We start from the raw sequence: 11,337 nt of genomic DNA on the forward strand, positions 1-11,337 counted from the left end.
GCGGCGAGCGGGACGCCGAGGCCAAGTGCGGCAAGGTCGAGGGCTACACCAACTGGTATTTCTTCGACAAGAGCTCGCGGCGTCCGGCGTCACCTCGGTCGCGCTCGGGGAGCCCGGCCGGTGCGGTCGGGGCCGCCGTAGAGCTGTCCGGAGCGCAGCGGGGGGCGTGCTGCGACGGGAGAGGTACGGGCGGCGCGACCGCGCTCCGCGCGGGTGGTCCACCTGCTCAGCTCGCGAGGCGGCCCCGCGTGGAGACGAAGTGGTACGACATGACGGCGAACCCGGGGTCGTTGAGCAGCCGCCGGAAGGCGTTCAGTTGGTTGGGCGACAACCCCGCGGCCAGCAGGTCCGGTTCCAACTGGCGGGAGTTGGTCTCGTAGAGCGACGTTCCGGTCGACCCGCCGGCCCAGCTCTGCGAGTGGGTGATGGTGTCCAGGTCGGTCAGACCGGCGAGGGCCATCTCGGTGTGTACGTCCTGTGCCCAGCCCAGGTCGGCGCCATGGTCCTCCAGGACACCCATCATGGCGTCCATGACCTGCGCGAAGAGTTTCGCGGCGTCGTCGGTGGGTGCGGTCAGCACCCGTTGCGGCGCGGTGCAGTCGAACTCCTCGACCACCAACCAACCGCCGGGCGCGAGCGCGCCGGTGAGCGTACGCAGGACGCGTCGCCGGTCGGGAAGGTGCAGCAGCACCAGCCGGGCGTGGATCAGGTCGAACGCGTCCCCGGGCGGCGGTTCGGTGCGGACGTCGTGGCGGCGTACGTGCAGGTTGCCCTCGGCCACGAGGTGTGTGGGGTCGATGTCGGTGGCCACCACGCGACCGTCGTCGCCGACCGCTCGGGCGATCCGCCGGGCCATCGAGCCGCCACCGGCCCCGACCTCCCAGCAGGTGGCGCCCGGTCCCAGCACCGGGCGGGCCAGGCGACGCGTGGTGATCGGGTCCAGGAAGGACTCCAGCGCGTGCATCTGGGGAACGGCGTCCGGTGCGCCGTTGTCGAACGTGTACGTGTCGTCGCTGGTAGCGGCTGTCATCGGTGTCTACCTCTCCAAGAAGGGTCGGGTGACTCGAGAAGGGTCGGGTGACGAGGGGGTGTCGGCCCAGAGCCGAGGGGTCGACCGGTTGGCCGGCGGCGGCGCAACGGCGGCGACGCTCAACATCGCCGCCAGCGGGGCCGGGTCACGGCGGGCCTCAGCGGTCGGCCGGTCGTAGACCACCCGGCCGTACTCCAGCACCGCCACCCGGTCCGCGACCTCGATCGCGTGCTGGAGTTGCTGCTCCACGAGCAGCACCGTCAGGCCGTCGGCGGCGAGACCGTTGACCAGCTCGCGGACCCGCGCCGCGAGATCGGGTGAGAGGCCCTCACACGGTTCGTCGAGCAGCAGCACCCGGGGTTGGCCGAGCAGCGCGCGGGCTATCGCCAGCATCTGCTGCTCGCCGCCGGAGAGTTCGCAACCCCGGTGCCGCAACCGCACCGCCAACCTCGGCAGCAGTTCAAGCGTCCGGGCGACCGTCCAACCCTCGCCGCCGCCGGAGGCGGGAGCCCGCCACGGCGCGGCCGCCAGGTGCAGGTGTTCGGCCACGGTCAACCGGGAGAAGACCCGTCGACCCTGCGGGACCAGACCGACCCCGGACTGGGCGATGCGGTGCGGTTGTCGGCCGGCGACGTGCACGCCGCCGATCTCGACGCGACCGCTTGACGCTCGGACCAGCCCGGCGATGGTGTGCACGAGCGTGCTCTTGCCCGCCCCGTTGCGGCCCACCACGGCCTGGATGCTGCCCGGGCGCACCCGCAGACTGACGTCGTGCAGGACGATTCCTCCGGCGTAGCCGGCGCAGAGACGATCCACAGTGAGCATCAGGCCACCCCGTCGGCGTAGGCCTGCCGCACCAGCGGCGAGGTACGAATCTCGTCCGGCGTGCCAGCGGCCAGGGTCTGACCGTCGCGCAGCACCGTGACCGTGTCGGAGAGGGCGTACACCAGGTCCAGTCGGTGTTCGACAAGCAGTACCGCGACCGCCCTGGGCAGCGCGTGGAGCACCTCGACGAGCCGGCCGACCTCGATGGCGGACAGCCCGGCCGCCGGTTCGTCGAGGAGGAGCAGGCGAGGGCGACCGGCCAGGGCCATCGCGATCTCCAACTGCCGTCGTTGGCCGTGCGCGAGGTGCCCGGCGGGCACCGCCGCGACGGCGGTGAGCCCCATCTGTTCCAGCAGCGGACCCGCCAGGCGCTGCGCGGTACGTCGGCGTCCGCCCGGCCACCACCTCCGGCGGGGGATGACCCGAGGCAGCGCGGCCACCACGACGTTCTCCGTCGCGGTGAGCGTCGGGAAGACCGCGGGGCGTTGGTGGATGCGGTTGATGCCCCGCCGCGCCCGAGCCGCCGGCCCGAGCCGACCGACGTCGCGCCCGTCGAACCGCACCGTGCCGCGCTGCGGTGTCGTGGACCCACCTATCACGTTGAGCAGGGTCGTCTTGCCGGCCCCGTTCGGGCCGATCAACGCGTGCCGCTGACCGTCGTGGATGCGCAGGTCCACGCCGTCGAGCGCGGCGAGCGAGCCGTACCGCACGCTGATCTCCTGGGCGTCGAGCAGAGCGGTCATCGGCGCAACTCCGGGACGCCTGCCTGCTCGGCAACGGCAGGCTGGGGTGCCGGGGCCACCGGCGGGCGCAGCCGCCCCCGGGCCCGGGTGACGCCTGTGGGCAGCAGGTAGACCGTCGCCACGAACAGCGCGCCCAGCACCAACGGCGCATGGCCGGGCAGCACCCCGAACAGCCAGTCCCGGGCGGCGATGACCAACGCCGCACCCACCAGGGCGCCGCCCACCGAGGCGGTGCCACCGATGACCACACCGAGCAGGAGCAGGGCGGACGTGTCGAAGCCGAAGTCGGCGGGGGAGATGTACTGCTGGGCGACGACCAGGAGCGAGCCGGCGGCACCGGCTATCGCCCCGGCGGCGATGTGCGCGCCGGACACGTGCAACGCCACCCGGTGACCGCTGGCCCGCAGCCGCGTCTCGTCGTCGCGGCCGGCTCGCAGCACCAGCCCGGCCCGGGTACGCAGCAGCACCAGCACCGCGCCGACCACGATGGCCGCGACGACCAGGGCGTACAGGTAGCGGGCCTGGTCGCTGGCCAGCGCCGGGAGCCCCCAGAACGGGCGGACCGCGGGGATGCCGGCCAGGCCGTCCGTGCCCCCGGTCACCGACCGCCAGCGCCCGAGCACGGTGACGACGAGTTCACCGATGGCCAAGGTGATCATCAGGACGATCACCCCTCGGGCGTGCACGACGAGCGGCACGGTGAGCGCGGCCAGCAGCGCCCCGGCGGCCGCCGCGACGAGGACCTGCACGACACCCACGTCGGAGATCCGGCTGCCGACCACCGCGCAGGCGTACGCGCCCGCCGCGTACGGTGCGGTCTGCCCGAGGGTGGGCATGCCGGCGACGCCGGTGAGCAGGGCCACGCTCACCCCGACCAGGGCCAGCGCCAGCGTCCGGGCGAGGATCGCCGTGGTGTAGTCGTCGACCACCCACGGCGCCACGACGAGGCCGACCAGGACGAGCGCCGCGACGCCGCCCCGCGCCCACCGGATCACCTCGCCGGTCACGTCGTCCGCCATCTGCCGGCCAGGCCGCGTGCCCGCACGGCAAGCACGGCCGCCATCGCGGCGAACAGCAGGAACGGCGCGGCGGACGGCAGCAGCGCCACACCCAGCGTCTGGATCTCGCCGATCGCGAGCGCGGCCAGCAGGGTGCCCGCCATGGAACCAAGCCCACCGAGGACGACGACCACCAGGGAGAGCAGCAGCACGGTGTCGGCGGTGTCCGTACCGGGGCCGATGATGGGGGCGCCGAGAACCCCGGCCGCACCGGCCAGCGCGCCCGCCGCGGCGAGCACTCCGGCCCGGATCCGCGTCGGGCTCACACCCAGGCAGGCGACCATCTCCGGGTCGTCGACGGCCGCCCGGACCAGCATCCCGGCCCTGGTGCGTCGCACCACCAGGTAGAGCACGGCGGCCAGCACCGCGGCGACGACGATGAACACCAACCGGTACGCGGCATAGCGGTGGCCGGCGACCACCACCGACCCCTCCAGGGCGGCAGGCACCTGGACCTGCGGGTCGTCCGGCCCGAACCCGGCGACGAGCAGGCTACCGCCGGCAAGCGCCACACCGAAGGTCAGCAGGGCCTGACTCAGGTGGTTGCCGTTCGCGACCGGTGTGAGCAGGCCGGCCAGGAGCACCCCCGCAGCGGCGGCGGCCAGCACACCGACTGCCAGCGCCACCGCCAGGCTCGCCCAACCACCGTCGAGCAGCGCGGCGGCGGTGTACCCGCCGATCGCGTAGAGCAGGCCGTGCGCCAGATTGAGGATGTTGGCGACGCCGAAACAGAAGACCAGACCCGACGCGGCGACGAACACCAGCAGCCCGTAGGCGACTCCGTCCAACGCCGGGATCAGGTACGGGTCGATCCGGTTCGTGCCGGCCGCCACCACTATCACCGGCCGACGGTCGCGAGGTCGCCCACGACGGTGTTGGACAGCGCCCGGCCGTCCTGGCGAACCTGCCGCAGGTACCACTTCTGCACCGGGGAGTGCGTGGTGGTGGAGAACTGCCAGGTGCCGCGCGGGCTGGCGATCTGGCCGAGTTGACCAATGGCGGTGTTGATGGCCTCGGGGGTCGGGTCGCTCCCGGCGGCACCGATCGCCCGGTCCAGCACCGCCGCCGCGTCGTACGAGGCGAGTGCGTAGGTCGTCGGCGAACCGTCGTGCTTGGCCTTCCACGCGGCCACGAAGGCGCGGTTCTCCGCGTTGTCGAGGTCGGGCGAGTAGTTGAGCACCGAGTAGATGTCGCGGGCAGCCTCGCCCTGTGCGTTGAGCACGCCGCCCTCGGTGAGGAACCCGGCCGCGTACAGCGGGACGTCCTTGATCTCGGACTGCGCGTACTGCTTGACGAAGTCGACGGCGGCGCTACCGGCGTAGAAGGTGTAGACCGCCGCCGCGCCCGAGGCCTTGATGCGGGCGAAGTACGGAAGGAAGTTCGTGGTGGCCGGGAACGGCGTGAAGGTCGTCTTGCCGTCGGCGTTCGCGAGCTTCCCGCCGATCTTCCCGAACGCGTCGGTGAAGCCGCGCAACTCGTCCCAACCGCCCTGGTAGTCCGGGCCGATCGCGTACACGGAGCCCTTCACGTTGTCGCGGACGTGCTGGGCGATCGCCGCACCGGGCTCGTCGGAGAGGTACGAGGTGTGCCAGACCCGGGAGACGTCCTTGAGCTCCGGCCGGCCGTTGGAGCCGACAAGTGGCACCTTCGTCTCGGCGAGCAGTGGGGTGACCCCGGCGACCGAGCCGCCACCGACGATGCCGGTGAGCGCGGACACCCGGTCCTGCTTCAGCAGCTTGGTCGCCGCCGGGACGGCGGTCTGGGCGCCGTTGCCCTCGTCGGCGACGACGAGGTCGACCTTCCGGCCGCCGAGCTTGCCGTCGTGGGTCTCCAGGTAGAGCTGGAAGCCGTCCCGGATCTCCGTACCGACCGCCTGGTACGTCCCGGACAGCGACGCGAGCAGGCCGATCTTTATCGTGCCGCCGGCGCTCGGGCCCGGCGCGTCGTCACCGCAGGCCGTGCCGGTTATCAGCACGGTGGCGAGCAGCGCGGCGGTGAGGGCACGGCTGCGCCACGGCTTGGTGAGAGGCATGACTAACTCCAGAGGAAGGGGAAGGGGTCTCCGGCGTGGGGGCGCCGGGGTGGTCAGCGGCTGCGGGCGAGGGCCGCTCGGGCGGCGGGGGTCAACGCGTCTCCGATACGGTTGGCCAGCTCGGTCATCTCGTAGGACACCTTGCCCACGTCGCACTCGGGGGCGGCGAGCACCAGCAGCGAGGCGCCGTCGTTGAAGGCCATCGAGAACATGAAGCCGCCCTCGAGCTGCGTGACGTTGGAGATCACCGCGCCGGCGTCGAAGAAGGCCGCAGCCCCCCGCAGCAGGCTGACCAGCCCGCTACCCGTGGCGGCCAACTGGTCGGCCCGGTCCGGTGGCAGGTCGCGGGTGGCGGCCACCATCAGGCCGTCGCTGGAGATGGCGATCGCGTGGCTGACCTCGGTAGCGCGCGCGGCGAAGTTGTCCAGCAGCCAGCCGAGATCCTGTTGGTCGGTCACGTGCTCTCCTGTCCCGTCATTTGTTGCCGAGATCGATCGGGGTGCGCCGTCGGTTCGCCACGCCCCGCGCGTACGCGGCCATCGCCGTCGCCACCTGCGCCGGGTCGCGGTACTCGGACCGTTGCTGCTGCTGCGCTGTCACACCGCCGGGCACGAGGTGCCGTTGCGGCTGCCGTTTGGGCAGGCCGGAGTTGGTGGTCGTGGCGACCTCGGGGGTGTGCGCCTGGGCGGCCGTACGCCAGGCGTCGTCGGCGGGGCTGGACCACTGCCGGCCGTTCTGGCCGTCCTGGCCGTCGACGACGTCGTTCTGGAACCAGTGGTTGACCTGTTCGAAGATGAGGAGCTCCTCGGTGGGTGCGTCACCTCGGTCCGGAGGTGGGGGAGCCGGCCGGAAGACCGGCGCCGCCGGCAGGGTCCGTTCGGCCGGAGGGCGGCCGGCGGTGGGTTCGGGGCGTGGCTGGTACGGCGGCGGAGGGTTGGCCGTGCGCGCCGCGCGCCGCGACAGCCGGCCGGGTGCCAGCAGGTACTCCTCCGGCGGCAGCGACCGGATGATCGCTGCGGGCAGGGTCGCCTCGGCGAGGATGCCGCGTCGGGGGCCGCGTCGCAGTTGCACGGTCGCGCCCAGTCGCGCCGCGAGTTGGCCCACGACGACCAACCCCATCGCCCGCACGGCGGCCACGTCGATGGCCGGTGGGCGGGCCAGCAGTTCGTTGAGCTGCTGCATCCGCTGTGGGGACAACCCCACACCCTCGTCACTGATCTGGACGATGACGCGGTCACCCAGGCTCCGACCGCTCACCCAGGTCTCACTGCCCGGCGGCGAGTAGGTGGTGGCGTTGTCCATGAGTTCGGCGAGGAGGTGCACGACCTCGTCGACGGTCTTGGCGGCCACCGCGACGTCGCCGTCGATCATGCCGAGCCGGACCCGTGCGTAGTGCTCGATCTGGGACAGCGCCGCCTGGAGCACCTGTTGCAGGGGAACGTCGCGCTGGCGTACGCGACCCACGCCGACGCCGCCGAGCACCAGCAGGCTGGCGTTGATCCGGCCCATCCGGGTCGCCAGGTTGTCCAGTGTGTACAGCTGGTCGAGCCGGTCGGGGTCGGTCTCGTCCCGCTCGACCAGGTCGACCTGGGCCAGCACCGCGTCGACCAGGCGCTGTTCGCGGCGGCTCAGGTGGATGAAGATGTCGGCGGTGTTGGCCCGCATGACGGCCTGTTCGGCTGCGGTCCGCACGGCGGCCTGGTGCACGGCGCTGAACGCCTGACCCAGCTCGCCGATCTCGTCGTCGCTTGACGGTTCGAGCGCGGTGTTCGACTGCTGGTGGGCCAGTTGCTGTGGGTCGACGGTGGCGCTGCCGGGCTGTTGGAGCTGGGCCACCACGGCGGGGAGCTGTTCGAAGGCCACGGCGTTGGCCGCGTCCCGGAGGCGGCGCAGCCGTCGGGTGATCTGCCGCGCGACGGCCCAGGTGACAAACGCGGTCAGCACCAGGGCCAGCAGGACGCCTGCCGCCTCGGCCACGGCCCGCCGGCGCTGGTCGGCGTGTGCGGCCCGAACGTCGTCGCGGACCGCGTCGTCGACGCGGGCGCGCAGGTCGGCCAGGCGGGCGGCGCGCGTCTGGGTGGTGGACACCCAGGCGTCGGTCTCCAGTTGCAGCTGCGACCCCGGCTGGGCCCGGGACACCTCGTCCTGCATCCGTTGCAGGGCGAGAGCCTCCTTGCCGGTGCCGGCCTGCTCCCACCAGAGGCTCCACTCGGTCGGGGCCAGGGCCAGGAACGACAGGCTCGACTCGGTGTAGCTGGTGCGGGCGGCGGTGATGTCCTGCTGTGTGGCCGGGGTCAGCTCACCGCCGGCGACGGCGCGCAGCACTGCCACCTGCTGCTGACCGATGGCCTCGGCCGTCTTCGACAGCGCCGCCGAGGCCCGGATCCCGTCGGCGAGTGCGGCGTCCACGACGCCGTGCGAGACGCTCTCCCGGAAGGTGATGAGGTCGGCGATCGCGATGCGGTAGCTGAAGGTCATGGCCGACACCGACGCGTGCGTGGCGGTGCGCACCTGGGTGCGCAGCGGCGCGAGACCGTCCAGGGCCGCGTCGATGCGTCGCAGGAGAGCCGGGTTGCCGTCGGTGTCGGCGGGCAGCCGGTCGCGCTGCGCGCGGTAGCGGGTGACGGCGTCGTCGGTGGCGGCCATCTCCGCGCCGAAGGCGTCCTGCTGCTCGGGTCGGGCGTAGGTGAGCAGGTCGGCGGCGGCGATGCGTTCGCGTTGCAGCCGGTAGGCCAGGTCGCCGGCCCCGGCGCCGACCTGCGCCAGGATCTGCAGGTCGCTGGCGCGGACCGTTTGGCGTGCGCTCTCGGTCAGCGCCAGACCGGCGAAGCCGATCACGGCGACCAGCGGGGCCGCGACGATGAGGCGCATCCGGCCGGCTATCTTCCAACCGCGTCGGCGCGTCGGGTAGGGTCTGGCCGCGTGGGACCGGGTGCTCGACGCCAAGATTGACTCCCACGACTCGTCGATGACGGTCTATCCGCACGTTGCCGAATGCAAGTCCCATTCGGCCGGAAGCCGCGCTCGTAGACCAGACCTGGCCGTGGTACAAACTGCCCGTACCAGCATCTGTACCCAACGTCAGCGGCCGGTGACGCCGCGAGGTCGTGCCGGATCCGACGGGTCAGCGCTGGTTGTCGGCGGGCCCGGCCGACGGGTGCCGCCGCTCCGGGTCGTCCGGTTCGGGTGGGCCGTTGAGCACCTGGCCGATCAGCTCACGCAGCTCGTCGATCGCGTCCACCACAGCGCCCGGGTCGCGCGCGTCGCGCCGCCCACGCTGACGCGGCACCTGCCGATCCAACTGAGCCGGTTCCGGAGCGCGGGGGCCCCGGCGGCCGTCGGCCGCCGCCTGCTCCGCCGCGACCTGCGGCCAGAGCGCGGCGAGCCGACCGCCGGTGCCGAGCACGTCGTCGCAGCGCAGCGCGAACTCGTGACTGCCGAACCGGCGGCCCGACTCGACCGCGGCGACCGTCTCCCGGCTGAACCGCACCAGATCCGCCAGGGCTCGCTGGGTCAGACCCCGTTGGATGCGACAGTTGCGCAACTCCCATCGGAACCGCTGACTGGCCGCAGAGTGCGCCGAGCTCGACGAGGACGTGTGCTCCATGCGCTCACCTTCGTGGAACGGACATTCAGCAGCGGACGCCAGATTGAGATTGGCCGATGAGCCGAACATTCACAGAGGGCAATTCTTAACCCAGGAAGCGTTGGGTGTGAAGACGTTCGCCGACATGGATCGTCGGGCAAAGCGCGAAAGGTGCCTGCCAGAGGTGTTGCGACACCGAGGGCCGCCGGGTGGAGCGAGCCGGTGCCGCTCCACCCGACGCCCGACCCGTCCGCAGGTCAGCGCCGTTGGCGCTCACTTGCCATCAGGCGGCGTGCGCCTCGGCCGTCGCTCCCACCCGGGTTGGCGGCAGGTCCGCCGACTCCGGGGTGTCGATTATCGCGAGCAGTGTGTGGTGCGCACGAAACGCGACATTGGGTTTGTACGAGCGATGTTGTTCCGGTGACAGCCGGAGGCCGGGAATGGCGTCGGCGAGCCGGCTGAGCGCGATCCCGGCCTCCAGTCGGGCCAATCCCGCGCCAATGCAGAAATGTGGACCGTGACCGAACGACAGATGGTTGCCCGCGTCGGCCCGGTGGGGGTCGAACCGGTCCGGGTCGTGGAACGCCGCAGCGTCCCGGTTCGCCGCCCCGATCAACAGAAGGCAGCGCGCTCCGGCGGGGATCGTCACCGCTCCCAGGGTCACGTCGCGGGTGGTCACCCGGAGCCAGCCGTCGATGGCCGGTGCGAACCGGAGTGTCTCGCCCACGAAGGCCGGGACGAGCCCGGTGTCCGCGGTGATCGCCGACCACCGCTGGGGAGTGGAGAGGGCCTGGTCGAGGGTGTGCGCCAGCAACCCGGCGGTGGTCTCGTGGCCCGCCACCAGGAGGTTGAAGGCCAGGCTCGCCACCTCCGGCACCGTCAGCACGGTGTCGTCGTCGTCCCGGTAGTCGAGGGCGCGGCTGATGAAGTCGTCGCCGCGGTGTCCGCTGTCCACCCGCTGGCGGACCAGGTCTTCGCAGTAGTGCCAGAACTCCAACAGACCCTGTGCCAGGCGTACCTGCTCGGCCGGGTCCGGCTGTCCCCAGATGAGGGCGATCTGGCCGTCGGCCCAACTTCGGATCCGCCCGATGTCGGCGTCGGGAACGCCGAGGATGTCCAGGACCACCAGCAGGGGCAGTTCGGTCGCGAACTCCGGGATCAGGTCGACCTGCTCGCCCTGCCGGGCGGCGAGACGGGACACCAGCTGGTCGACCCGGCGTCGGACGATCGCGCCGTACTCGGCCTCGACCCGCTCGGCGGTGTTCGCGAAGGTCGCCCGTAGGGCCCGACGGGTGCGCGGGTGCGCCGGCGGGTCGGCGGCGGCAGTCGTGGGTGGCGCGTCGATCTGCATGATCACGTTCAGCGCCGGCGGGCACACCTCGTAGACCGGAGCGAGGGTGAGCGCGTTGGCGAATGTCGCAGCGTCGGCCAGGGCCTGCCGGACGTGCGCGTGCCTGCTGATCAACCACAGGTCCAGATCCTCGGCGTAGTGCACCCCGTCGGGATCGTCGAGAATGCGTCGCCACATGCTTGCCGGGTCGGTGAGATAGACCCCGGTGAACGGATTCAACCGCATGGAAAGCCTCCTGATGCACGCGGCGCGAAACCGGCAGCGCCCCATTTGGCGATCCACTCCAGCCGGGCCGATAATGGCGCGCAGCTGCCTCTGGCTCTTTACGGTGCGCTGGCCGGTCGCACAAGTCAAGATTGGTTCTCGTCTATTTATTGGACGGCATAATTGCGGGTTGCAACAGACGAGCGAACCCGGCCCGATGCAAGTTGCGGCTCGGTCCTTGCCGTGCAGTCGACCCAGCCCGACGGTGGAATCAACTCGCCGCTTCGCCTCATGACCGGGGAAACGACCCCCGAGACGACGAGTGACGCCGCAGTCCGGTCACCGATCGCGGCGCAACGATCCCGGGTCGACGGAATCGGCCAGCTTCGGCGGGGCGGAGCCGGCCCCGCGACGCCGCCGGTGGCCCGGCCGACCGGCGCCCGTGAGTAGCTGATGAAGAACAGCGGGGCGCGTGCGCTGGAGGGTGCGTCCACTGTGCTCACCGCTG

The 11,337-nt window shown here is 71.9% G+C and carries 10 protein-coding genes; all 10 read right to left on the minus strand.

Going from position 1 to position 11,337, the window contains the following annotated elements; genetic code table 11:
• Positions 1–226: 226 nt before the first annotated feature.
• Complete coding sequence (locus tag ACWER9_RS30940) at positions 227–1,030, minus strand: class I SAM-dependent methyltransferase (RefSeq protein ID WP_452305177.1); 804 nt, start codon at positions 1,028–1,030, stop codon at positions 227–229.
• 6 nt (positions 1,031–1,036) lie between these two features.
• Positions 1,037–1,855: an ABC transporter ATP-binding protein gene (locus tag ACWER9_RS30945; RefSeq protein WP_452305178.1), complete on the minus strand. Its 819-nt coding sequence runs from the start codon at positions 1,853–1,855 to the stop codon at positions 1,037–1,039.
• The gene (locus ACWER9_RS30950; RefSeq protein WP_452305179.1) at positions 1,855–2,598 is read right to left on the minus strand and encodes an ABC transporter ATP-binding protein; all 744 of its coding nucleotides are present in this window, start codon (positions 2,596–2,598) and stop codon (positions 1,855–1,857) included. Before ACWER9_RS30950 ends, ACWER9_RS30945 begins: the two co-directional genes overlap by 1 nt.
• The gene (locus ACWER9_RS30955; protein WP_452305180.1) at positions 2,595–3,617 is read right to left on the minus strand and encodes a branched-chain amino acid ABC transporter permease; all 1,023 of its coding nucleotides are present in this window, start codon (positions 3,615–3,617) and stop codon (positions 2,595–2,597) included. Before ACWER9_RS30955 ends, ACWER9_RS30950 begins: the two co-directional genes overlap by 4 nt.
• Positions 3,602–4,498: a branched-chain amino acid ABC transporter permease gene (locus ACWER9_RS30960; protein WP_452305181.1), complete on the minus strand. Its 897-nt coding sequence runs from the start codon at positions 4,496–4,498 to the stop codon at positions 3,602–3,604. Before ACWER9_RS30960 ends, ACWER9_RS30955 begins: the two co-directional genes overlap by 16 nt.
• Positions 4,495–5,688 carry an ABC transporter substrate-binding protein gene (locus tag ACWER9_RS30965; protein WP_452305182.1) on the minus strand — a complete coding sequence of 398 codons (1,194 nt, stop codon included), beginning with the start codon at positions 5,686–5,688 and terminating at the stop codon, positions 4,495–4,497. Before ACWER9_RS30965 ends, ACWER9_RS30960 begins: the two co-directional genes overlap by 4 nt.
• Positions 5,689–5,741: 53 nt before the next feature.
• A complete protein-coding gene (locus tag ACWER9_RS30970) occupies positions 5,742–6,146 on the minus strand; it encodes a roadblock/LC7 domain-containing protein (protein ID WP_030490280.1) in 405 nt (134 codons plus the stop codon).
• A 16-nt stretch (positions 6,147–6,162) separates the two neighbouring features.
• Entirely contained in the window at positions 6,163–8,559 is a 2,397-nt protein-coding gene (locus ACWER9_RS30975; protein ID WP_452305183.1) for a sensor histidine kinase, read from the minus strand.
• A gap of 253 nt (positions 8,560–8,812) precedes the next feature.
• Positions 8,813–9,295 (minus strand): helix-turn-helix transcriptional regulator, encoded by a 483-nt coding sequence (locus tag ACWER9_RS30980; RefSeq protein WP_452305184.1) that lies wholly within the window; start codon positions 9,293–9,295, stop codon positions 8,813–8,815.
• Between the two features lie 262 nt (positions 9,296–9,557).
• Positions 9,558–10,850: a cytochrome P450 gene (locus tag ACWER9_RS30985; protein ID WP_452305185.1), complete on the minus strand. Its 1,293-nt coding sequence runs from the start codon at positions 10,848–10,850 to the stop codon at positions 9,558–9,560.
• Positions 10,851–11,337: the final 487 nt, after the last annotated feature.

Source organism: Micromonospora sp. NPDC003944 (assembly GCF_053605225.1).

What these genes read in the sequence shown, in the direction of transcription:
- ACWER9_RS30980 (WP_452305184.1), bottom strand. Translation starts at nt 9,295, where the DNA reads ATGGAGCACACGTCCTCGTCGAGCTCGGCGCACTCTGCGGCCAGTCAG.
- ACWER9_RS30955 (WP_452305180.1), bottom strand. Translation starts at nt 3,617, where the DNA reads ATGGCGGACGACGTGACCGGCGAGGTGATCCGGTGGGCGCGGGGCGGC.
- ACWER9_RS30950 (WP_452305179.1), bottom strand. Translation starts at nt 2,598, where the DNA reads ATGACCGCTCTGCTCGACGCCCAGGAGATCAGCGTGCGGTACGGCTCG.
- ACWER9_RS30940 (WP_452305177.1), bottom strand. Translation starts at nt 1,030, where the DNA reads ATGACAGCCGCTACCAGCGACGACACGTACACGTTCGACAACGGCGCA.
- ACWER9_RS30945 (WP_452305178.1), bottom strand. Translation starts at nt 1,855, where the DNA reads ATGCTCACTGTGGATCGTCTCTGCGCCGGCTACGCCGGAGGAATCGTC.
- ACWER9_RS30965 (WP_452305182.1), bottom strand. Translation starts at nt 5,688, where the DNA reads ATGCCTCTCACCAAGCCGTGGCGCAGCCGTGCCCTCACCGCCGCGCTG.
- ACWER9_RS30985 (WP_452305185.1), bottom strand. Translation starts at nt 10,850, where the DNA reads ATGCGGTTGAATCCGTTCACCGGGGTCTATCTCACCGACCCGGCAAGC.
- ACWER9_RS30975 (WP_452305183.1), bottom strand. Translation starts at nt 8,559, where the DNA reads ATGCGCCTCATCGTCGCGGCCCCGCTGGTCGCCGTGATCGGCTTCGCC.